The organism is Dysgonomonas sp. UBA7630 (assembly GCF_002483985.1).
In the GTDB taxonomy this organism is placed as follows: domain Bacteria; phylum Bacteroidota; class Bacteroidia; order Bacteroidales; family Dysgonomonadaceae; genus Dysgonomonas.
The window spans coordinates 180,325-204,680 of sequence record NZ_DLIY01000018.1 but is presented as its reverse complement, the minus strand read 5'-3'; the positions used below and the strand labels follow the sequence as shown (position 1 = coordinate 204,680).

General features: G+C 37.3%; 14 protein-coding genes. 5 read left to right on the top strand and 9 right to left on the bottom strand.

Annotation, left to right across the window (positions count from 1 at the left end; genetic code table 11):
* Positions 1-19 precede the first annotated feature (19 nt).
* The 4 genes from B3P17_RS07980 to B3P17_RS07965 form a co-directional block, all read right to left on the bottom strand.
* On the bottom strand, positions 20-919 hold the full coding sequence (locus tag B3P17_RS07980) for a CPBP family intramembrane glutamic endopeptidase (RefSeq protein WP_252637751.1): 900 nt from the start codon (positions 917-919) through the stop codon (positions 20-22).
* A gap of 4 nt (positions 920-923) precedes the next feature.
* Positions 924-1,781, bottom strand: coding sequence for an N-acetylmuramoyl-L-alanine amidase-like domain-containing protein (locus tag B3P17_RS07975; RefSeq protein WP_252637752.1), 858 nt, complete (start codon positions 1,779-1,781; stop codon positions 924-926).
* A gap of 153 nt (positions 1,782-1,934) precedes the next feature.
* The gene (locus B3P17_RS07970; protein ID WP_006841719.1) at positions 1,935-2,339 is read right to left on the bottom strand and encodes a DUF5856 family protein; all 405 of its coding nucleotides are present in this window, start codon (positions 2,337-2,339) and stop codon (positions 1,935-1,937) included.
* Positions 2,340-2,630: 291 nt separating this feature from the next.
* On the bottom strand, positions 2,631-3,587 hold the full coding sequence (locus B3P17_RS07965) for a tyrosine-protein phosphatase (protein ID WP_252637753.1): 957 nt from the start codon (positions 3,585-3,587) through the stop codon (positions 2,631-2,633).
* A gap of 228 nt (positions 3,588-3,815) precedes the next feature.
* Here B3P17_RS07965 and B3P17_RS07960 point away from each other — a divergent pair, with 228 nt between their 5' ends.
* On the top strand, positions 3,816-4,877 hold the full coding sequence (locus tag B3P17_RS07960) for a tyrosine-protein phosphatase (RefSeq protein WP_006841717.1): 1,062 nt from the start codon (positions 3,816-3,818) through the stop codon (positions 4,875-4,877).
* An 81-nt stretch (positions 4,878-4,958) separates the two neighbouring features.
* Here the strand turns inward: B3P17_RS07960 and B3P17_RS07955 are convergent, their stop codons facing one another.
* The 3 genes from B3P17_RS07955 to B3P17_RS07945 form a co-directional block, all read right to left on the bottom strand.
* Positions 4,959-6,266: an alpha-L-fucosidase gene (locus B3P17_RS07955; RefSeq protein WP_252637754.1), complete on the bottom strand. Its 1,308-nt coding sequence runs from the start codon at positions 6,264-6,266 to the stop codon at positions 4,959-4,961.
* Positions 6,267-6,463: 197 nt separating this feature from the next.
* Positions 6,464-7,327 (bottom strand): AraC family transcriptional regulator, encoded by an 864-nt coding sequence (locus tag B3P17_RS07950; protein ID WP_252637755.1) that lies wholly within the window; start codon positions 7,325-7,327, stop codon positions 6,464-6,466.
* A gap of 258 nt (positions 7,328-7,585) precedes the next feature.
* On the bottom strand, positions 7,586-8,299 hold the full coding sequence (locus B3P17_RS07945; RefSeq protein WP_252637756.1) for a hypothetical protein: 714 nt from the start codon (positions 8,297-8,299) through the stop codon (positions 7,586-7,588).
* A gap of 281 nt (positions 8,300-8,580) precedes the next feature.
* Here B3P17_RS07945 and B3P17_RS07940 point away from each other — a divergent pair, with 281 nt between their 5' ends.
* On the top strand, positions 8,581-12,159 hold the full coding sequence (locus B3P17_RS07940; RefSeq protein WP_252637757.1) for a glycoside hydrolase family 2 TIM barrel-domain containing protein: 3,579 nt from the start codon (positions 8,581-8,583) through the stop codon (positions 12,157-12,159).
* Positions 12,160-12,735: 576 nt separating this feature from the next.
* Here B3P17_RS07940 and B3P17_RS07935 read toward each other — a convergent pair.
* Together B3P17_RS07935 and B3P17_RS07930 are read right to left on the bottom strand one after the other, a co-directional pair.
* The gene (locus B3P17_RS07935; protein WP_252637758.1) at positions 12,736-14,124 is read right to left on the bottom strand and encodes an alpha-L-fucosidase; all 1,389 of its coding nucleotides are present in this window, start codon (positions 14,122-14,124) and stop codon (positions 12,736-12,738) included.
* A gap of 182 nt (positions 14,125-14,306) precedes the next feature.
* Positions 14,307-17,525 (bottom strand): VIT domain-containing protein, encoded by a 3,219-nt coding sequence (locus B3P17_RS07930; protein WP_252637759.1) that lies wholly within the window; start codon positions 17,523-17,525, stop codon positions 14,307-14,309.
* A gap of 323 nt (positions 17,526-17,848) precedes the next feature.
* Here B3P17_RS07930 and B3P17_RS07925 point away from each other — a divergent pair, with 323 nt between their 5' ends.
* The 3 genes from B3P17_RS07925 to B3P17_RS07915 all read left to right on the top strand — a co-directional run bounded on the left by B3P17_RS07925 (position 17,849) and on the right by B3P17_RS07915 (position 24,338).
* Complete coding sequence (locus B3P17_RS07925) at positions 17,849-19,495, top strand: DUF6377 domain-containing protein (protein WP_291104911.1); 1,647 nt, start codon at positions 17,849-17,851, stop codon at positions 19,493-19,495.
* A 306-nt stretch (positions 19,496-19,801) separates the two neighbouring features.
* The gene (locus B3P17_RS07920; RefSeq protein ID WP_291104908.1) at positions 19,802-22,843 is read left to right on the top strand and encodes a SusC/RagA family TonB-linked outer membrane protein; all 3,042 of its coding nucleotides are present in this window, start codon (positions 19,802-19,804) and stop codon (positions 22,841-22,843) included.
* Positions 22,812-24,338 carry a RagB/SusD family nutrient uptake outer membrane protein gene (locus tag B3P17_RS07915; RefSeq protein WP_291104905.1) on the top strand — a complete coding sequence of 509 codons (1,527 nt, stop codon included), beginning with the start codon at positions 22,812-22,814 and terminating at the stop codon, positions 24,336-24,338. The genes B3P17_RS07920 and B3P17_RS07915 overlap by 32 nt, the downstream gene beginning before the upstream one ends.
* Positions 24,339-24,356 lie beyond the last annotated feature (18 nt).

Genomic DNA, 24,356 nt, shown 5'->3' with positions numbered 1-24,356 from the left:
AACTATTTGTCACTAAAACTTAACGTAATTCCGCATTTTCAGGAGTCTTATATCGCTTCTTGTACATAAATATTATAAGGATAACAGTAAAAATAAGGCTAAGTATCGTAATCCACATATTTTTCTCCAAAGAGTAAACACTCAAATCTTCGTATTGAGGTGTTCCATAATATACAAATGCGAGTACAACTCCTATTACATTATTTACAGTATGTACCACAACCGGAATCCAGATTGTCCCTGACCAAACAAACATATAGCCTAGAACAGCTCCGAGTAACACACGTGGTATAAATCCATAAAACTGAAAATGCATTGCACTAAAAACGATCGCAGCTATCCAAACGGCAAAATGTTGATTCTTTACTATTTTTTGTATAATCTGCTGCAAACACCCTCTAAAAAAGAGCTCTTCACCGAGCCCGGCAACCACTGCAATAATTAATAAATTTAGGATAAGCCCGGCCATTGATTTATCGAGGAATAAAAGACCTGTCGTTTTTTCTGCCGCCAGCTCATTCTCTTTCATCCAAGCCTGAATAGCAGACATCGATTCGGGTAATACGATCTGCTGATTATAGTATCCAATAAAATTGATAAGAGGCTGTATTACGACTATTAAACAAACTCCTAATAGTAGAAAAGTAAGATTGTAAGATTCATCTATTTTCAGATATTCTTTAGTATTGCTCTGTGATAAAAAAGCAAATACCAGCGAAGGTATGATAAAGAAAAATGCAGTCTGGACTGTCAATGCCATCCTTGTGATCTTTACAGATTGGTTCAATTCGTCCAAGTGTCCACTAAGAGAAATTATTAAAGTTGTTAATATTAGCCCTGAGAAAGCTAAGAAAATAAAAAAGAAAAGTTGGGCCCAACCACCCATTCCGTATAATAAGCCTTTGTTATTTTGCTCCATTTTATTAATTATTGATCCTGAGTATACTTATTCCTGAACAGCTTTTTGAGTCGGCACAATACTCAACCAAAGTCTTCTTCTCTATCACAACCTGCTTCTGCTTACTCGACGCATGTATAAAGTGAAGTTCTCCGTTTTGCCAATATGCAATACCTATATGAGAATAGTCGAGACCTTGAAGTGAGGTCGCAAATACAACAATATCACCACTCTCTATTTTTTCTTTATTTTTAGATATAGATTCAACAGGAATGATTCTATAATTATCCCTGTTATTCACTGTTCTTTCTATTTCTTTCATTTTTGAGACATTTGCCTCATTATCTTTCAGGTGCTTATACGATTGAGGATGTCCCGACATAAAACTCAGCGGATGATTTATAATTTTACCTCCTATATCTGTACTGATATTTCTTAATAAGTTGTTTCTTTCATTTTCATATATCCAATCACTTGTATAATGAAGACGAGAAGTATAGCCTTTAATTTCTCCACCACGATAACGCATATTGATTAAACAAGAACAGTAATTCTCGAAAGAACTATCTCCTGATTTTATGACACGTGTGAGAGCAATACAATTTTCGACAAAAGTAGTACAGTCCAGCTCTCTAAGATTTATAATGAGAGTTTCGTTGTCTGAAGCCTCCAGAGTAGATGCAACATAAGGCTTGCCAAGGAGGAACTTAGCAGTTTTTACCAATAGCTCATTAAAGAGAAGATCTTTCTGCGGTTTAAACTGTTCAATGTAGCGAACAAAGATTAAAGAGTCTTCTTTCTGATATATTACACCATTTTCTCCCTTCATTTGAAAAGAAAGTATGATTAAAAGAGACAAAGCAAAAAATCTATAGAATTTCATAGCCTACCATTTAATACTTAGGTATAGTTTTTACCTATTTGCAAATATATGAAATTAAAGATGTTCGTTTTCTCTTTTAAATGAAAAAACGGAAGTCTATTATTCTAGACTCCCGTTTTCAATATTATTATCATTGCGGAAACTATTGATCAATTATTGGAGACGTTTTAGGCGATAAAGCAATTGCTGTATAGCTTCTTGATAATCATCTATAATTGCCTGTGTAAAAGCTTCTGCAAACAACTCTCTCTGAGATTCAGTATATTTGAAAAACTCCTCGGCATGTTTTACTATGTCTGCAGGATTAGCTGTTTCAGGAATTACAATATCTAAATCGCCCTTTACTGCATAAGATGTTTCTACAAGACGATCTGTAACGTCAAGAAGGTCTTCCAAGGCTTGGTCTAATGCAATGTGTTGCGCATAGCTGCCCTTGCCTGTAACGTGCCAATGATAAAGTTTTAAACTATTGTTGAAAGAAAACATCTTTCCAACAAATTTTGCAATATCAGCATTTACTGATACATTCTTTTTTTCTTTTAATGTTGAAGTACTCATGATGATAAAATTTATTTATTAATATTGTTTTTATATAGACAAATATAATAACAAAAAGAGAGAATTCCAAATATATATAATTGAATATCTAGATACTGACATAGACGTCACCTATGATCGTTCTCTCGATACAAGTAATGCATTGCATATTATAAAACGATATAATGCAACTCTTTGTTTATTCTTTTAAGCCTATTATGGTGCTGAATGTTTAAAAAAACATAATTCAGGAAGATATTGATATATTACCCCTAGAGTGGATATGACTTTATATCAAATGCGGGAAGAACGTTAGTCTAGGTAAAGTCGTCTCATCTTTATAAGATCTACCTTCAATTCCTTAGTAAGGAAATTCATGATAGTCCCATAATCTCGTTTTATCTGGTTAATACCGGCTTGCAAAAACATACGCTTCGCTGTAAAAATAGGTTCCGCTCGTGGATACTTGGCAATGAATGCATCGTATTTATCACTCAGGTATATTTTAGAAGAAAGGTAATCTTGCATAATGGTTTCTTCATCAACTCCCAATGCGTATAGAACAAGAGCTGCTGCCATACCCGCCCTATCCTTACCTGCAGAGCAGTGAAAAACTAATGGAGCACTCAGATTATTCTGTATAATAGCAAAGAAGATCCGATAAGCTCGCACACATGCAGGGTCACTTACTAGCAGACGATTCATGTGCTTCATGTGGCTATCTATATTTGTTTTCAGAAGATTCGCTTGTATTCCCTCACTACTTAGGTTACCGGGAGTAATGGCAATGGGATACGTAAATTGTACTGTCGATGGTAAATTATCTCGATAACGTTTGGTTTCAGCTTGTGCCCTAAAGTCTACAACGGATATGATAGGAATACTTGCCAAATAAGCGACATCGCCCTCAGTCAGGCTGGACAATTCATCTGCACGAAACAATTTACCCCATTTAGTATATCTACCGTCTTTGGTCTTGAAGCCGCCTAAGTCCCGAAAATTATAACACCCTTCCATCGGAAGATGGCGTTCAGACATATTTAGAATTTCGCCATTGTTATGCAGCTCAAAATAGATACGAATGGATGTGCTCACATTCAAAGGATATATCCCACTACCATTACCGATAAGTATTGGCTCTTTATGGTTTATACTATCGAATGAATCGCCGGCGTATAAGGACCAATTACCTTCAGTTTCGAGTCTGAAACTTGCGGCTTTAGTATACTTATCACGTATTATTTGCGCCTTTAATATAGCCGTATCCATTGATTCCTTAAAGTTTCATTTCTTGATAATGATAGCAAATGCTAAAGAGGATTTTTATAAAACCATGACAAATATACAGAATTAGTTGAAATATTGCTAACTGCCCGATTAAAACAGAGAATATGTAAAAAAAGATAAATGTTTACAAAAAAGACACAAAGTGTTGATAAGGATTTACAACTAATGTATCTTTGTTGAAATACAACAGTGTGATAAATAGTTATTTTCATGAAGATTAAGCTAATAAGTTCGTTAATAAGCATACTATTTTTATACAACTGCTCCCCTAACCCAACGACGGTGACAGTAATGTGTGAACAGGATCGTAAAGGAAATTACATCCTGAAATGGGAGTTGTATCCCGAAGTAGACAACACACCTGTTGAAATATTCGTTTCGGATAATGATAGCTCTTTTCCTTCAAATGCAAAACTGATAACCAACTCGAATGACTACATTGCCGTTATAAAGAATGAATCGGACACTGTTGAAAAACGAAAATATTTCCGCATAAAGGTTGCAGGGGTACTCTCTGAGGTTGTTACAAACCGATTCTTTGAAATGGATAGCATTCAAAACTTCAGAGACATTGGCGGATACATCACAAACGATAACAAACGTGTGCGATGGGGTAAGATATTCCGTTCGGGAAACTTCTTCCGCATGACTACTCACGACAGTTTAGAGATGAGCAGTCTAGGAATAAAAACCGTCATCGACCTCAGGTCGGAGGATATAATGAAGAAGAATATAGAAAGATATACAGCCTTCAAGAACATCCGTATCCCTATCGCTTATAATGGATACAACTCTATATCACAAAAGGTGATGGAAGGCCGGTTTCTTCGTGGTGACGCTATTATATATACACAGGATACATACAAGGATATGATCAATAACTTCGCCAGTCAGTATGCAGAATTCTTCGACTACCTGTGCGATGAAAACAATTACCCGATCGCTTTTCATTGCTACTTAGGCAAAGACCAGTCGGGGCTGGCTACATTCTTCCTGCTCAGAGCGCTCGATGTACCTATGGATATAATAGAAGACGACTATATGGCTTCAGATATGGTGATCGACCGCACAAAGCTGGTAAGAAATGCTGATAGCCTTTCAGAGTCGCGGCAAGAAGCTTTCACAATGCTTTCAAGAACAGATTTAGCATACTTGAAATATGGTATCTCCTGCATCAGAGAGAAACGGGGATCGGTAGAAGACTACATGCTCCATGAATTGAAGCTGACTCCCGAGAAGAGGAAAAAGCTGAAAGCAATATTACTGCACTAAACGAAACAATAGACTTATATAATAACGAGACTTGGATGCAACGACAAATCCAAGTCTCGTTTTTGTATTTGCTATAGCGTGTTATTTTACCTCTACTTCTATAATCGAACTTATATCATCCAGCTTACCATCGATTGTAAATGTTACATCTCCGGTCTTTTTATCTCTATTCCAAACAAGCTTGGAGTCTACATTCAGCCATTTTGCCGACTTTATGTTAGGAATGTTTAATGTAATGGACGGAGTATCTTTCTCCAGAATGTGAATATAATAGGTCTTGCCCTTATTGGTTATTGCTCCCCACGATTGAGGGAGGGTAAAACCTTGCTTCGTTCCATATATAGTATATCCATACTTATCCATCCATTCTCCCATTTGCTGAAGCCTTTCTACACATTCCGTCTGAATCTTTCCATTCGGCATTGGACCTACATTCAACAACAGGTTTGCACCTGTCCCGGCTGTACGGATAAGCAAATGCAAAAGTTCCTTTGTCGATTTATATTTATCATCAGTAATATCAAATCCCCAAGATCCATTTATGGTCTGACATGTTTCCAACGGAAGTTTAGACACCTCTTGTCCACTCAGCCCTCCTTTATTTTCGCCCGGCACATCACGCTCAAATATCTGATAGCTCTCACCCTCAAAAGGAGGTAAGTGATGATTGTTTGCGATCAAACATTCTGGCTGTAGGCGATGGATCAGTTCATATATTTCAGGGTAATGCCAATCAACATAAGTAGACTGATCTGTTCTATTCTCATGTTCTGTCTGATCCCAATGACCATCAAACCAGATACCGGCTATTGGACCATAGTTCGTTAACAACTCGGTCAACTGCGCTTTCATAAAATTAATATAGCTGTTCCAATCACTTTTTTCTGTACGTCCCGATCCTTTTCCTGTACGTCCTGTCTCATACTGATAGTCGGAACGCATCCAATCCAGAATCGAATAATATAATACAAGCTTCATACCTTGCTTATGGCACTCATCAGCTAGCTGCCTAACAATATCCTTGCCATAAGGGGTATTCATTATGTTCCAATCCGACTGCTTGGTATCCCAGTTGCTGAAACTATCATGATGACGCGAGGTAAACGCAATATATTTCATCCCTGCGCCTTTAGCTATCTGAACCCACTCTGCTGCATTAAATTCCTGCGGATTAAAGAAATCTTGGAGTCGCTTATATTCATTTGTTTTTATCGGGCGGTTGTTCATCACCCATTCGCCATCACCTAGCACGCTATAAGGTCCAAAATGGACGAACATCCCAAAACGGGCATCTTCAAACCACTTAACATCGGGTTTTACGGCTTTCGATTGTGCCGACAAATTTGCCATAACGAATATTAAAGCAAGGGATAAAAAATACTTTTTCATTTTGTTTTTATTTTAGACATTAAGGTCAATTCTCAATTTAATTAATATGAGCTTTTTATATACCTGAGGTAGATACAAAAATAAACAATTAGCGTGTCACCCACTTCTACTTTTCCGATAAACCAATAGTACAAATTCGATATTATCTATTACCTATATTTCTCAATATAGTATAAAAGCGATCGGCAAGCGTTTGATTATAAATTGTTATATGTCTCTCTGTATTCGCTCGGAGTCTTTCCTATATGATGCTTAAAAACCCTGTTGAAATAAGAGATATTATCCAAAGACAGTTCCATCGCCACATCCCTTATTGGCATATCGGTAGTAAGCAGAAGTAGTTGAGCCTTTTCTATCTTTTTCATGTTCACATATCTGAGGGGTGTGCAGTTCATTTCTTTCTTAAATACCCGAATCAAATGATCTTCGGAAACACAAGCTACATTTGCAAGCTCGGCCAATGTAATATCCTTGCCTGTATTTTCGTGTATATATCGGAGTGTATTACTAATGCGTATGTCCTTATTATCCGATTTTGTTTTAGCTAATGTGAAAAATCTGGATATAAGCTGATACAAAATTCCTTGCGTTTCGTATCTCGAGTGTATCGACATCTTGCTGTTATCTGCCACATACTGATCAAATGTACGAGGGTTATCATACAGTTTGGGATCATAATGCCTTAAATGCCTTCCCGGATTGATTTCAAGCAATCGTTTGTTCAACATTAAGCCTAATGAGTCGGATTTAACTTCTATCGGAAAATCGTATTGATCGAATATCGATTCCTTTCTCACTGTTTCTTCATAAAAGTGAATATAGTAAAGCGAAAAGAAGCTATCGCACTCATTGTCGTGCATTGTAAACGGAGGAACAAGATATAGATGATCCGGTTTCAGAGAAAATGGCTCTCCGTTGATGTATGTGATCGCTTTGCCGCCGGTTACATAATATATACGGGCAAAAGGACTATACACTGACTTCCAGTTCCAGTTTGCATTTAGCTCCGAATAACCGACATTCAGCAATATAAATTTAGGTCTTTCTGCTGTTTTAGACATACAGGTTGTCGTTTTTATTTCCCGATTTTATGCAAAGATATTCATTTATTAGGAGAAATTTTCAGTATAAGCGAATGTAAACTTTTAATAAGTACTAAAAAGGATTTATATTCGTCTTTTTGGGATTACCCCAGCATGCTACAATCTTTCTATTAACTAATTAAAAAAAAAGAATCACGTATTTGTTGCATTAGAAGAAACGCTATATTGCTCTTTTTACGCTGTGGTCTGAGAAAAAGGTGACAAAAGTGACACTTTTCAGTCCGGTCGTATTATGTCACCTTCTTTTACTTCGCTCCTTTTCACTTTTCGGTACAGATGGGGCGGAGGGAGGCAATAATCCCTGATAAATACATATTCCGATTCTTCTTTCTCTTGGGTTACTGTTTCGTCCTCATCTTCAATCAGTGCATCCTGCAAATTATCAGAATCAGACACCGTTTCGGTTGGTTCAGAAATAAGCTCTTCCCTTTCTATTTTCTTTTCGCACGATGCACCACTCATCAGTTTTTCCCGCAGCTCATTCAAACTATCCTTAGTCTTCGGGTCTTGCACTATTATCGTTAAGGGTTGGCTGTGCTCTTTGTTCTCTTCTTCCTTTGTTTCGTTGTGCGACAATACCAGCCTGATAGCGTGTGTGTCGGGGGCATATTCTTTTTGCCTAACTACCCGGGTTTTCAGTACTAGTTTGTCGGGATTCTCTTTGTCAGGCACATAGGTCGTTCGCACTTCGGTGAGGGTATAGCCTTCCAGCTTTTTCCTTAACGATCGGCGGGCAGTAATTGCCAACGCCTCATCCCTGCTTTCCATTGCTGCTTCAATTGCCTTTCTAAACGCGGGTTTCTTGTCTCTCCATTCATAGAATGATTTGCGGGTTATTTTCAAGCGTTTGCAAATCTCTGTGATCGAATAGGTATCTTCTTCTATCAGCGAGACAATCTTTTCTGCCAGTCTTTCTGTATACTTTGCCATATCTGTTATAATTAGTTGTTTATAATAGATAATTATTTAGNNGAATAAGCACGAAAGAGGTAGGAGCAGTGGCTTGTCCCTGCCCGTTAGTCTGCCGGCGACCACAAGGGATCGCTCCTACAGTTGCCCAAAAAAAATAATTAGCTGACGATAGAATATACAATATACAGGGAATGTAAGGCAACAGTTAGTATTATTATGAATATAAATATTATCTTTAACATTCGAAAAAACACCCTTAAAGTATCAGAAAACAGAAATTTATTAAAAAATTAAAGCGAATGCGAATTATTTATTTTTGTTTTTTCCTGAGTATGTTAATATGCCCCAGACTCTACTCTCAGGAAATAAACCCAAACATCTTATACAAGATTGTTAGCCCTTCAGGTTTTGTAGTAGATAACAGAGACGTGCACGACAATGCAGCATCTCTTTATTTGTCCAAAAATGAAAAGAGCAGCCAAGGGCAAGTGTGGAAAATAGAAAAGTTGACAAACGGTTCTTACATGATCTCCAACCCCTTTATTTACAAAAGTATTGACAACAACAATACGACAACAGGGAATGGGAATCCAATCATTCAGTGGGACAGCAACAAATCGAACGTAAATCAGCAATGGCTATTGAATGTAACAGGTACAGGAGCTTTTGCCATCATTCATAAAGCAAGCCAAATGGCACTGGCTTTCACCGGAGAGGATGCTGTCGGCACACAGTTGTCGCAACTTCCAAACTCTTCCCAAACATGGAGGCTGGTTCCTACGAATATAAAACCGCCTAAAGAGGAAAAGTTAAAACCAAGTAAAAACGACTGGGAGAATGAAACAATCTTTGCAATAAACAAAGAACCCGGACATGTAACCTATATTCCCTTCCCTTCTGTAGAAAGCCTTAAAAAAGATAAAAGCTTTGATAAACCGTGGGAAGAACCGTCATCCTCCTTATATTTATCGCTGAATGGTGATTGGAAATTTAATTGGGTAAAAAAACCTTCGGAACGCCCTAAAGATTTCTACAAGACAAACTATGATGTTTCGTCTTGGAAAGAAATACCTGTGCCTTCCAACTGGGAAATGCACGGATACGGAACACCCATCTATACGAATATAACTTATCCATTCAAGAATAATCCTCCATTTATACAACCGCAAAAAGGGTACACCAACGAGATAGAGGTAAACCCCGTAGGATCGTATCGCCGTGATTTTTCTATTCCGGCAGATTGGGATGGCAAAGAAATCATCTTACACTTCGATGGTGTATATAGTGGAATATATGTATGGATCAACGGTAAAAAAGTAGGTTATAGCCAAGGCGCAAACAATGTTGCCGAATTTAACATTACAAGTTACGTTAAAGCAGGCACAAACACCATTGCAGCCGAAGTTTATCGCTGGACGGATGGAAGCTATATAGAAGATCAGGATATGTTCCGCCTGAGTGGAATTCATCGTCCGGTGTACTTATATGCAACACCTAAAGTACATGTACGTGACTACTTCTTACAGTCAGATTTTAAAGGTGATGATTACAGCTCTGCACTTTTCAAAGTGAAAGCTTCGATAAAAAATTATGATAAAAAAGCATCTCAAGCGACGACTCTAGGTGTATCACTTTTAGATACCAAAGGCAAAGAGGTAGCAAACATCACACAACCTGTTGGATCATTGAAGGCAAACCAAGAACAGGAGTATGATATACAGGCAAGTGTTACGAACCCGTCGCTATGGTCTGCCGAAAAGCCGAACCTTTATACTGCAATCATTATCCTGAAAGACAATAACGGGAATGTATTGGAAGCAATGTCCTCGAAGTTTGGATTCAGGAAAATAGAAATGAAGAACAAACGTGTTTATATCAACAATGAACAGGTTTTCTTTAAAGGAACAAACAGGCACGACATTCACCCTAAATTCGGAAAAGCTGTGCCTGTAGAATCGATGATACAGGACATCGTAATGATGAAGCAACATAATCTGAATACAATACGCACGAGCCACTACCCTAACGACCCAAGGATGTATGCCTTGTACGACTACTATGGACTGTATGTAATGGATGAGGCTGACCTCGAGAATCATGGCAATCATTCGATAAGTGGTATGCCTAGTTGGATTCCGGCATATAAAGACCGAATAGAAAGAGTGATACAACGAGACAAGAACCATCCTTCGGTGATCTTCTGGTCTTTGGGCAATGAAGGGGGGAATGGAGACAACTTCGATGAGATGTATAAAGTAGCTAAGCTGCTCGATCCATCACGCCCCGTTCACTACGAAGGCAAGAATGAAGCAGCCGATATAGACTCTCACATGTATCCCGATTTGGCACGTATGGCTGCCTTTGACCAAAGAGATACTGACAAACCTTACTTCTTGTGCGAATATGTTCACTCGATGGGGAATGCACCGGGCAATATCGCCGAATATTGGGATTATATAGAAAACAAATCGCAACGTATGATAGGTGGATGCGTTTGGGACTGGGTAGATCAGGGATTGAACATGTACGGAAAACCTGACAATCAATATTACCTAGGAGGTGATTTTGGAGACAAGCCAAATGACTTTGATTTTGTATGTAATGGATTAACAACTCCCGATCGTAGAGTTACAGCAAAACTACTGGAGATAAAGAAAATATATCAATACATCAAATTCCGTGAACTATCGTTGAATACAGGCAAAATTGAGATTGAAAATAAGTATGACTTTACCAATCTGAATGAGTTTAATATAAAATGGGAAGTTCTTAAAGATGGTGTTAAATCCGAATCGGGAACAATACCTTCGATAGACTTAGCACCGAATCAAAAAACAATAATCACTGTGCCATATAATAAAAATATGGATGCAGGAAGCGAGTATCTATTGAATATATATTTCACGCTAAAGAACGATACGAATTGGGAAAAAGCAGGCTATGAAATGGCATCAGCACAGTTTGCCCTGAACGGCAGACAGCCGATCTCTTCGGTTGACACATCATCTATGAGTGACGTGCAAGTGAGCACACAAGGCGATAACCTTGTAATAGGCGGACGTAATTTCAAGACTGCATTCAACTCACAAACAGGTATAATGACTTCTCTTCAATATGGAGGAAAGGAAATGATACACAACCAAAGCGGATTTAACCTGAACTGGTATCGTAGTGTGAATAACGACAAATACACCGATCAGAACTATTATACCACAGAGAATGACAAACCGATGTTCAGTTATCAACTGTCGCCGGACAAAAAATCTGTAACTATTCTGTCTGCCACTACGGCTACAATAAAAAGCCCGAAAGAAGTGCGAATTCCATATACTGTAAAGTATACGATCTACGGAGATGGAACAATTGATGTAGATGCGAATTTCACGTCTCCTTCTGCAGGTTCATTTGTTCACCGCTTGGGCTTGCAAGTCGTATTGCCAGAGGGAATGGAAAATGTTCGTTATTATGGACGTGGCCCTCACGAAAACTATTGGGACAGAAAACTTTCTGCATACATAGGGCAATATCAGACCACCGCAAAAGGAATGGAGCAAGAGCACTATGTGAGATCACAAAGCATGGGTAATAGGGAAGATGTAAGATGGGTTACCATCACAGACCAAAATAAGAAAGGGATTAAAATACAATCGAAAGACAGGTTAGGATTTAGTGCACTGCACTTCACCGATCAGGCGTTGTGGGAAGCCGTGCATGATTTCAAATTGGATGAGATCCGCAAACCCGAAGTTTATTTAAGTCTGGATTGTATACAACAGGGTCTAGGTAACGCAAGTTGCGGACCTCTGCCACTGCCGCAATACATGATTCCGGCTAATCAGAACCTAGGTTATTCGTTCAGAATACAAGGAGTAGAATAAGCAAACATTAACAGAATAGCAAAGGCTTGTAGTGAAAATTCATTACAAGCCTTTTTGTTTGGGGGTATGACATACTGTGAATACTCTATAAAATATTTGTAAATCTGCATTTTAAATCTTATATTTACTCTTAACCTAAATTAAAAACGATTCTAAAGAAAGGATTGCGTATGAATATACTTCTCGTTTGATCATTAAGAAAATACAATTTCTTATAGTTTGTAACATATTAAATGCCACTGATTATGGAAAGGTATAAGAAATATAGAACAATACAGAAAGCTTCATACATCGTGTTTTTCCTTTATTTGCTAATTCTGGCTTTAAGTAATTTCAGCTTTAACGGAAATGTAGAATATATTCCGTACTTTATAATTATCCCGTTTGTCGTTTATTGTATAACAATGATAACAACTGAAATTCTGATATATAAAGAAAGAGAGGCTTTTTTTGACACAAAACAGAGCCAGCTGAGCAAAACAAATTTCAGGAATGATAGAATAGACACATCTACTTTATCGAAAATATAGATATAAACGAAAGAGGAGATTTTTTAAAAATTTCCTCTTTTTCAATTTATCTTCGTTCGTTATAAACTCCAAATTCTGCTATAGTTGGAGAGCCCTTAGATTCCGCTATTGATATGCGGACTTTATTTCCCCATACCTTATCAAACCTATGAACTTTAATCACATCCGATTTTACTCCTGAAAAAATAGTCTGCCATTTTCCATTATGGAGGTATTCCAATTTATAGGATTGTATATCGTTCTTGTTATTTTTCTCAGTTATTGTAATCATATTGAATGGTTGCTCATTGTTTCCCAGTTCTATCTCCAACCATGGTTTGCTTACCAATGGATTTGACTCCCATCCTGTTTTGAAATTATCATCATTCGCAAAATCCATGAGCTGCATATCCCAGCTCCAACTCGAAGTTGCCGGCTTAAACTTTGCTATATTCGAAGAGATAATCGGAGCTTCATTCTTAGGCAAGTTATTTAATGCTCCTTCATTTTTCCACAATTTACCTATCCGGCGAAAAGCGGCAACAGCATTATCGTCGATCAATCCATCCCTGTTCGGAGCTGCGTTAAGAATAAAGTTGCAATAGACCTTATTGAATGGGATTATATTGTCATTAACCAATTTCACCGGATCTTTTACTGGCGTTTTAGGAAAATCTTCTTTCCAAAACCAAGCCGAATTTATTGGAAGACAAGACAGAGCCGGCAGAGAATTGCTGTCTTTAGAAATATGCTGACCAGCACCTTGTTCATACGATTTTATATCTGTATAAAATAGTGCTTGAGTAGGATACTTTGCTGCATTCAGATCCATCACAAGACAATTGGGTTGCAAAGACTTGATGAGATAGTATATATCTTCGAAAGGTATTTCGTCGTAAGAAATGCGTGACCACGGAGCATCCCACCCGTCGATTATCAGGGCTTTTATTTCTCCATAATTGGTAAGAAGTTCTGTCAACTGAGCTTTTACCATGTCTATATGCTTAGTACTAATAAAGCCCGGACGTAATTTATGGTGTGTGTCAAGAATCGAGTAATACAACATTACTTCAAGGCCTTCTTTTCTGAAAGCATCTACGTATTCCTTTACAACATCGCGCTTCAATGGGCTATTCATCACGTTATAGTCTGTAGTCTTGGTATCCCAAATACAAAAGCCGCTATGATGTTTGGTGGTAAGGCATCCATAAGTCATGTTGGCTTCTTTTGCGGTTTTAGCCCATTGATTACAGTCTAACTTTCGAGGATTAAAAATTGAGGGTGAAGCATCAGGATCGGCCCAATCATCGCTCATAAAGGTAGGGATATTGAAATGGATAAACATTCCAAAACGCAGGTTTATAAACTCTTGTTGGAGATCGGGTAATGATTTTACTTGAGAATAGCCGGACAAAATAAAAAACAGGCTAAGAATTAATAATGGGCATTTTTTCATAATAAATAAAGGGTTTTAATTTATGCGAATATAGCTATTTTGAAAGATGATGAAACAGAAAATAATATAGAAAATATATGTAATTATTTATTTCATTAATGAAGGGAGGAAGACTCATCTTAGAATCATAATCTCCACCCCCTTCAAAACAATATATATGTTATAAACTATAACATGTATCTTCAAAACTCAACTTCTCCTACATTTATCACCTCTTTATTCTGAGACAAACGTAAAGTAATTGTCTTCTTCTTTTCCTCACCCGTTGCATAATATGTGTAGATATCCAAATAAACTGTAGTTGGTCCTATAACGGTTTGCTCTTGTGAACCATAATAATTTGCCTGAATCATGTATTTTCCTTTGACGGCTTTTCTTATCATAAACTCTTCTGGCCCATATCCTCCGGTAAAATCACATGACATAAGACCACCTGTTTTAGTAAACCTATATTTATAATAGCACTTTTCACCATAAGGGTCTGTTACCCACAAATCCATATCGCTATCATCTGTATCCCAATTGAGAACTACGCGTATATCCATAGGCATGCTATATATCAATCTTTCATCTACATTCAATAAATTCAACGTCACTTTTTTACGATTTGCTTCAGCAATCACCTGATTCATTTCTTCAACGGCAATCACCTCTATTTCAGGAAATCTATCATCCCAACTTCCTTCTACTATTTTGTACAACATATCTACAGCCTCTTGATATTGATTATTCTGAGCATAAGCCAAACCTAAATCTCGATAAGATTGAGGTTCCTCAGGGCGTAGCCTTAATACTGTCTTAAATTGTTCTATGGCATACTCATTATAGCCAAGCTGTTTCAGGCGATAACCCAAGACTCGTAATAGTCTATAATTTTCTGCTTCCAACTCTGCCAGATTTGATAGAATTATTAAGGCTTTTTCTTTCAACCCTCTTTCTTCAAACAACGAAGCTACTTCTAAGAAGAAAGAAGGCGTTGTTTTATATTCCTCCTTAATAGCCAGATAGGCCGGATATAAATCTTCATCCGATTTCGATTTTAATTTGGCTATATATGGAGCATTCGATTTCCACGTTTTTAGTTCTATTGCAGCTTTCACATCTTCACTTTGATATCCTTGGTTGGAAATTCCGTTTTCAGTATTCTCTATCCCTATTTCATTGCCTGCTCCTGTGTCCTCTGTTATTTGAACACCTTGCATCCTGCCTTGCAAAGCGTTAGAGAGTGACTGTAGCTCATCTGCAGAGACAGTACTTACAGAGCCTGTCTCATCTACTCTTCTTTCTATACCATAACCTACTACTACCTCTTCGAGCATCATCTGGCTATCTTCAAGAATAGCATTTGCAACATTGTTCTCTATTTTTACGGCCTTCGGCTCATACCCAATAAATTTAAATACCAATATATCCCCATTCCGTGCATTAATAGAATATTTTCCATCTAGATCGGTTATTGATCCGGTATCTGTTCCTTGTACTATTACCGTAGCACCTATAATAGGCACACCGGAAGAATCTACAACAACACCTCTCACCGAGCCACTTTGAACATTTAGAAAAGGGGAGGCTATTGAGCGCGGCTTAGATACTACTTTTTCAGGTTGTTGAGTAAAATCTTTTTCGAACCATGTTTTCCTACCGTTAAAAAGGGAGATTACTCCGTTTATTTGTCTTTCTCTGGCTGCTTTTTCATCGTTTTCTATCTGCATTACACTCTTATTATACTCTTCAAGCAATTCGGCTGGAGGCACAATCCTGTATTGTATATAATCAGAAAGATTTTCGAGAACAATCAATGATGTATTACGAGTAACAATATTATATCTCTTTCCAAGTTCTTCGATTTCTTCCTTATTTCTATCAAATAACATATCCAGCTGAGTTATTTTCTTTTCAGCCCACACTCGCTCTACTATATTTCCATAATTAGCCACATCTCGGGAATCTATAGTTAGAGTTTTTGTATATGTAATTTTATCACCTATTCCAAAATTAAGATTAATAGAAGCTTTTGCGGCTTTCAATTTTCCTGTTACCGAAAACCCCGATTCGGAATTTAGAATAAGAGTTGACGCTGTAAAGTCACTAATTTCTTTTTTATTATAGAGAGCGGATATCAGTCTGAAGTTTTGATTCAACAGTAACTTTACGGCATCAGACGGAGCCTGTTGTAAAAGATTTATATATTTTCCTCCACTGGCAGTTGCCAAGTACGTCAACAGACTATGGTCTGCACTTAAAGAAGAACAAACGACAGAGATTGGTGTACCACCTATCTGTTGTATCTGTTCTCCAAAGTTGCTTAACCCGTCAGAGAATAAAAATATCTCATCCGCATTCACATCTGCAAAATCCAAAGCTCCTAACCGAGTAGCTCCATCATAAGAAACCTTCTCTAATGTTTCTCTAAGGGCGTTCCAATTTCCATTCCGAATATTGAAAGTCTGAGCCTTACCCAGAAAACAGTTAAAAGTATGAAGATCTACAGTAACATTTCCTATTTCTTTAAAATAGCCGGACAGCATATTAGCCTCCAAATCAAAGTTCCGTCTATCCATCGACGATGACGCATCCCAATACAAGGCAATACGCTTTGGCACCTCTCGAGATTGTTCTTTCAGCGGGGGGAAAACCTGAGAATAAAAAATAGTTTCACCGCTAATAATACCTTTTTCAAGAAAAGTAAGAGCATCGTTTTTTACAGCAACAGAAAACACGAGTTGTCCTTTTCCTTTATACTTTTGAGCAGAATAAGATGCCTGATAAACATCTCCCTCATTACTAAAAGTAAAGCCTCCCCAAGGTGTTTTATCTATTTTTGGTTGGGTTTCTTTTCCAAATACCGTAATATGAAGATTAAATTTATCAAGCTCGTTATTTCCGTATTCTACGGGAAGAAAGAAACGATAATTATCACCTGTTTTCGGCAATTCTTGTTCATAAGCAATCACAACCTTTCTTGTCCCTCGGGCAAACAAAGGATATACCCTTGTTTTAAAATTATTTCCCTGTGTTTTTTCCAACAATCCGGGGTCTACCCCTCGTCTGACTATCGATTCAAACACTTCCTGCCCTTTAGCTTTCTCTACAACGACTCCTTCTCTGAGCTTTCCATTTATATCGAGAGCAAACCGCGAAATATTTTGTCCTTCTGCCAAGGGAAATTGTAATTCGCCTTCCAATACACGTTTATTGGGATTATAGAGAGTCATTTCAACTGTAGTAACAGCAAGTGGACCTACTACTTTTATATCTATGTTTACGTTCGATATACGAATCGGCAATTCGGTTGCTTGCAGATCCTTCACTTGTATTGTAGGACTACCAGGATTTACCTGTTGGGCTAAACAATAGATGCCTATCCATATAAAAGTGATTAACAAGAGATACTTTTTCATAGTGTTCAGATATTTATTTGTTTTCATAGTCAGAATATCGTTTTATCAATAGACAAATCTTAAACTAAATGCCCCTATAATATTACATAATAATTCGCAAACAAAGTCAATCTATAGTCGATATAATACTATAATATCCTGTCATGCTTACTTATTCGGGATAAAAAAGATGCAAACAAATTCTTATTTGTACTTATAGCTCATAATTTTTATCTTTTTTGAATAAATGAAAAAATTAAATAAAATATATTGATACATTTTTTTGATTAACTTCGCACTATTAAGTAAAAAAGTCTGATCCTGTTTCATAAGCTCTTTATGATATGAGAAAACTCCCAATCATCCTATTTTTATATTCTCTTGCTACTATCGTGTCTGCAAACGATATAGGGAACAGTTATATTAATGAACTGAATAAAGCAATAAATAACAAAAAATACTATGATGAAAAGAAAGAGCAAAAGATAAATAGCCTTAAACAGCTCTTACACATATCAGATCTCTCTCTTGCTCAAGAATATGATATAAATTTCAAACTGTCGAAAGAATACAGGAAATACAGAATGGATTCGGCGGTTTACTATATGGAAAAGAATCACGATATAGCGAAGAAGTTAAATAGCATGGACGTTATCAACGAAACCAATCTAAACTTGTCGCTATTATACTCTGCAACAGGCATGTACCTCGAAGCAAAGGATATATTAAATCATATTGACAGACAATCATTATCCGAAAAATTAGTTCCTCTTTACTTTGAATCCAATAGTCAGTTTTATGGACACTATGCCCAAAGCAATGACAGGCACGCTTATTTTCAGATAAATGAAGCTTACAGAGACTCACTGCTTACAGCTTTAGACCCCAATTCTGTAAGGTATCGGATAACCTATGCCGAGAAGATATTCTATCAGGGACAAATAGAAATTGCCGAAAACCGGCTTCTAAAACTCATGGATGAGATAGCGGAAGATGATCCAGATTATGCCTTTGTCGCATATCTATTGGGTAAAGTCTACGAGAATAAAAAGAAACAAGACCTGCAAAAAAAATATTTTGCTCTTTCAGCTCTATCGGATATTAAAAACTCAATAAAAGATAACGCTTCCTTGCAAAGTCTGGCGTTGGTTTACTATGAAGAAGGAGACATAGATCAGGCTTATAAATTTACCAAGTCGTCTATCGATGACGCTGTTTTTTGCAATGTAAGATTCAGGACGATAGGTATTTCAGAGTTTTATTCAATTATCAATACAGCCTATCAGGCGAAAGAGGCAAAACAAAAAAGTAAACTGCAATTATACCTTATACTTATTAGTATCCTCACGGTATTCCTTATCGTTGCTGTGATATATGTATACAAACAAATGAAGAGAGTTTCGCGAATAAGGAAAGAATTGTATCGAGCGAATGTAAAGCTGATCGACTTGAATCAGGGAATTACGGATACCAACAAGCAGCTCAAAGAGGTAAATATTCAGCTATCTGAATCAAATCATATAAAAGAGGAATATATTGCGCACTTCTTCGATTTGTGCTCAACATACATCACCAAACTGGAGGATTATCGTAAGTCTCTGAATAAGAAAGCTGCGAATAATCAGCTGGATGATTTGTTCAAAACACTAAAGTCAACAGCATTTGTTGATAATGAGCTGGAAGAATTATATAAGAATTTTGATAATATATTCTTAAGTCTTTATCCCACATTTGTAGAAGACTTTAATACCCTTCTTATAAGCGAAGAGCAAGTAATTCTTAAGCCCGGAGAATTACTCAATACCGAATTGCGGATATTTGCCCTGATCCGTTTAGGAATAACAGATAGTGTAAAGATTGCAAGCTTCCTTCGCTATTCATTGAGCACCATCTATAACTACCGCACCAAGGCCCGCAATAAAGCCGCTGTATCGCGTGACGAGTTTGAAAACTTAGTGATGAGAATTGGCATAATACAGAAAAACAGATAAGTTAAAACACCTTAAGATCACTACTTTTTAAGCCTACAGAACAAACCTCAATACACTGTAATACAGAAACATAAATATATCGAAACACTACTTTTTTGGTTCAAAAAAAAGTTACAGGCATTTATACCCATAATTTTGAGATAATTAATACCGGAAAATAAATATTTCCTAATCAATAATCTAAATTTTTATAATACCATGGCATGACTCTCAGTTATAACCTCTAATCTGTACATTTTACAGTAGTATTAGTATACACTATTATGTAACCAAAAATCCAAAATCACATTTAAACCTAAAGAAATCATGAAATGTAATAAAAAACGAACAAGTAAACAATTCTTGTATAAGATTTGTCTAATTTTTGCTTTGTTGGTTTCCGGTACAGTAATGGCTCAAGATGTAGTAAGCATCTCGGGTATTGTTACCGACCAAACCGGAGAACCTATTATCGGAGCTAGTGTAGCTGTGAAAGGCACTACTACCGGAACAATGGCTGATGTTGACGGAAAATATTCTATTTCTGCACCAAACAACGCTACACTTGTATTCTCTTATGTGGGAATGAAGACTAAAGAAATTGCAGTAGCGGGCAAAACAACTATCAATGTCACTTTAGAAGAAGCATTACAAAATCTGGACGAAGTTGTTGTTATCGGTTACGGAACTCAGCGTAAAGCCGACCTCACCACATCTGTAGCCAGCGTATCTGCCGACGAATGGGCAGACAGACCAATTATATCGGCACAACAAGCTCTTCAAGGAAAAGCAGCCGGTGTACAAGTAATACAACCATCAGGAAAACCCGGAGTAGGGATACAAGTTCGCGTGCGTGGAGCATCTTCACTTAATGCAGGCAATGACCCGATCTATGTTGTAGATGGTATCATAACGAATGACATTACCAATATTTCTCCAACTGACATTGAGAGCATGCAGATATTAAAAGACGCTTCATCTGCTGCTATCTACGGTAGCCGTGCAGCAAACGGTGTTGTTCTTATTACAACCAAAAGAGGAGCAAAAGGAAGAACTCAGATAGACGTGAATATGTATGCAGGGTTCTCAAATGTTACAAAAAAAATAAAAACACTCAATACAAATCAGTACTATGATTTGATGAGTGAAATCGGCATAAGTGTAGACCGCACAAATCAGAATTATACAGACTGGGCCAAAGAAATGTATGGAACAGGTATTCAACAAAACTATCAGGTTTCTATTTCGGGCAGCACAGATAAAACCAATTATTATGTATCGGGAGGCTACCAAAAAGAAGAAGGTATTATTTCTCCTGCCGACTATGACAGGTACTCTTTCAGAAGTAATCTTTCTACCGAAGTTAAGCCTTGGTTCAAAATCGCATCAAACCTAAGTTTTGCTCGTAATTCACGCATGGATGCAACAGACAATGCAAACTCTGGTCGTGGCGGTGTTATTATGTCTATACTCAACACACCTCCATTTATGCCTATATGGGATCCTGAAAAACCAGATCAATATTCGACAAATCCATTCCAATCGTCATGGGAAAATCCTTATGCGCAAGCAAACACTTATGACAAGAACGAAGAATACCGTTTTATGGGTAATCTGGAATTAGATTTTACCCTAGCAGAAGGACTACATTTCAAGCCTAGATTTTCAGTAGACTATACTTCACATACTTGGGATAAATTTATCGATCCGATTAAAACTCAATATGGTCGTCAAGCAAATGGACGTGGAGAACATGCAGATGATGGTTATTTGACATGGCAGAGTGAAAATATTTTGTCCTACAGCAAAAAGTTCAATGACAAACATAATTTCTCTGCTTTAGGAGGTATTACTATGCAACGCTACAGACACAACAACTCTTACATGTCTGTAGAGGATTTTGTAAAAGGTACTACTTTCAAAACAATGACTCTGAATATGGCGAACAAAATAAATAATGCTTATACATCTAAAGAAGGTAACTCCCTAACGTCTTATCTTGCCAGAGTACAATACGACTATGAAAGCCGTTATTTATTCACTGCAAATTTCCGTGCGGATGGATCTTCAAAACTTTATCATAAATGGGCATACTTCCCGTCACTATCTGCCGGATGGCGTTTCTCTAGTGAGAAGTTCTTTGCACCTCTAACCTCAGTCGTTGACGATGCTAAATTAAGAATCGGATGGGGACGCAATGGTAATCAAGGAGGAATTGGCAATTACGATTTATATGATACATTTGAAATAGTTAAACAAGAAGCTACAGGACAAGGTCCTGCTTTAAAGCCTGGAAGACTAGGTAACCGTGACCTGAAATGGGAAGTTACGACTCAATATAATGCAGGATTAGATCTGTCTTTATTTAATTCTCGCTTAACAGCTGAATTTGACGCTTATTACAAAAAAACAACAGACCTATTGTTATATATCACAATACCGTCTACCATAGGAGGAGCAACACTACCGATGCGTAATGACGGAGAAATGGTAAATAAGGGTTTCGAGTTTAACCTGAATGGACAGATACTAACAGGTGGATTTAAGTGGGATGCAAACTTGAATATGTCATTTAATAAAAATAAGCTTACTAAACTAGGTTTAACTCCTCAGTTTACTACTGGCTATATAGAGAGTACTGGTGATGATGTAATCATGATTAAAGAAGGATTACCTTTGGGTGCATTCTATGGATACGTTGCAGAAGGAGTTAATCCGGACACAGGAAACATTATCTATAAAGACCTCAATAACAATGGAGTTGCAGGCGTAGACAACGACGGAGTGATTGATTCAGGAGACAGAACAATTATTGGTAATGCACAGCCTGATTTCACATTCGGATTTACACATAACTTCTCTTGGAAGAATTTCACTCTGAGTGCATTCTTCAATGGATCTTATGGCAATGATATTTTCAACGCCTCTAGAATTGATTCGGAAGGAATGTTCGATTCCAAAAATCAAACAACAACTGTACTTAATAGATGGGTTCGTCCGGGTATGATTACAGACGTACCAAGAGCAGGAGCTCTTACCAATTCATTAAACTCTTCACGCTTTGTTGAAGATGGTTCATTTATTCGATTGAAATCCCTGACTTTATCTTATGCATTCAATCAAAAAACGTTGAGACCATTGGGTCTATCTAAGCTGAGTGTATATGGAACAGTAAATAATTTGTTTACATTGACAAAATACAGAGGATACGATCCTGAACTAAGCTGGACAAATAAAGATAATGCAGCACAATTAGGTATAGATTATGGAACTTACCCACAGGCTCGTACTTTTATTTTTGGTCTTAATTTAANNCACATTCTAAAAACTAAATACGATGAAATACAATATAAAGAATATATTATTTAGGGCTATTATATGTATGGTATTTATCCCATTTATCTCATGCGATAGCTTCCTTGATGAATCTTCGACAACGGTTACAAATGAAAACACAGGAGGAGGAGGTAAAGATAATGCGACACAATATACCACAGCCACTCAGATGGAACAGTTGTTAGCAGGTGCATACAGTGATTATGCTAACGAATTTTGGCAACTAGACTGGTATATAATGAATGATGCTCAATCGGATAACGCTTATGCCGGTGAACCGAAAGAGATGACCATGCAATTTGATGAGCTTAGAGTTTCAGCTTCGAATGGTGGTGTAAAGCGCGACTGGGGATATCTATATTCTCAAATATCGAAGGCAAATACAATTATAGAGTGGATTCCTAAAATTAAAGATACAGCTCTAACAGAGCAACGTAGAGGCCAAATAGCAGGTGACGCTCATTTTATGAGAGCATTGTGTTATTTTAATCTTGTTCGCATATATGGAAGCGTACCTTTAATTACACAGTATGTACCTGAAATAAGCATTAGCAATATTGATACTATATACCCATTGTTGTATCCTAAACAAGAAACTGTAGAAAATATCTATACCCAGATTGTAAATGACTTGGCATATGCCGAAGCAAACGTGATGGATTATTCAGCAAACAAGTTTAAAATTACCAAAGCTCTTGTACATCTTATACAAGCACAAGTATATGCTACCAAAGACGGCTTTGAAAATACAGACTGGAACAAAGTAAAACAGTACGCCAAAGCGGTTGTAGACGATACTCGTTATGGATTAATGGATAATTACGATGACTTGTTCGCCGTTGCCGAAACACCTTCTAACGGAGTACTTCCTAGTGTGAATCTGGTAAATGAACATTGCAAGGAATCCATCTTCGAAGTAGATTACAATAGCTGGTCTACTTTAGGAAACTGGGGAGCCCAGATGTTCTACGGCATCGACTGGAAAAAATTCAATACGCCAAGTCAGGATTTGTACAAAGCATTCACTTCTGCGGGAGATGTAGTACGTAGAGATGCATCTATCATGTTTGGAGATGTTACAGGTAAATGGACAGACAAGTATTGGCCTTCTAACAAATATCCTTATTGCTATAAACTCAGATCTCAAGAGGCCGGCAATATCGTTATATTCCGTCTTCCGGAAGCAATATTATTATTAGCCGAAGCAGAAAATGAGCTAGGTAACATAGGTGAAGCAAAAAATCTGGTAAATAAAATCAGAAAACGTGTCGACTTGGCTGACACACCGGCTAATACGAAAGATGCTATGCGTCTAGCAATAGAAAATGAGAACCGTTTTGAGTTTGCTTTCGAAGGAAAACGCTGGATGGATCTTAAACGCAGAGGTCGTTTTATTCAGGTAATGAGATCCGCTTCCGACCATCAGAACGCTTATGCATCTCGTCTGAATGAAAATAAACTTGTGTGGCCGATTCCTCAAAGCGAACTAGACCTGAATGTTAATCTTGTTCAAAACCCTGGCTATTAATCTATAAATTAAATGCAG

Coding starts and splice junctions, on each gene's coding strand:
- B3P17_RS07980 (WP_252637751.1), bottom strand. CDS start 919: ATGGAGCAAAATAACAAAGGCTTATTATACGGAATGGGTGGTTGGGCC.
- B3P17_RS07975 (WP_252637752.1), bottom strand. CDS start 1,781: ATGAAATTCTATAGATTTTTTGCTTTGTCTCTTTTAATCATACTTTCT.
- B3P17_RS07970 (WP_006841719.1), bottom strand. CDS start 2,339: ATGAGTACTTCAACATTAAAAGAAAAAAAGAATGTATCAGTAAATGCT.
- B3P17_RS07965 (WP_252637753.1), bottom strand. CDS start 3,587: ATGGATACGGCTATATTAAAGGCGCAAATAATACGTGATAAGTATACT.
- B3P17_RS07960 (WP_006841717.1), top strand. CDS start 3,816: ATGAAGATTAAGCTAATAAGTTCGTTAATAAGCATACTATTTTTATAC.
- B3P17_RS07955 (WP_252637754.1), bottom strand. CDS start 6,266: ATGAAAAAGTATTTTTTATCCCTTGCTTTAATATTCGTTATGGCAAAT.
- B3P17_RS07950 (WP_252637755.1), bottom strand. CDS start 7,327: ATGTCTAAAACAGCAGAAAGACCTAAATTTATATTGCTGAATGTCGGT.
- B3P17_RS07945 (WP_252637756.1), bottom strand. CDS start 8,299: ATGGCAAAGTATACAGAAAGACTGGCAGAAAAGATTGTCTCGCTGATA.
- B3P17_RS07940 (WP_252637757.1), top strand. CDS start 8,581: ATGCGAATTATTTATTTTTGTTTTTTCCTGAGTATGTTAATATGCCCC.
- B3P17_RS07935 (WP_252637758.1), bottom strand. CDS start 14,124: ATGAAAAAATGCCCATTATTAATTCTTAGCCTGTTTTTTATTTTGTCC.
- B3P17_RS07930 (WP_252637759.1), bottom strand. CDS start 17,525: ATGAAAAAGTATCTCTTGTTAATCACTTTTATATGGATAGGCATCTAT.
- B3P17_RS07925 (WP_291104911.1), top strand. CDS start 17,849: ATGAGAAAACTCCCAATCATCCTATTTTTATATTCTCTTGCTACTATC.
- B3P17_RS07915 (WP_291104905.1), top strand. CDS start 22,812: ATGAAATACAATATAAAGAATATATTATTTAGGGCTATTATATGTATG.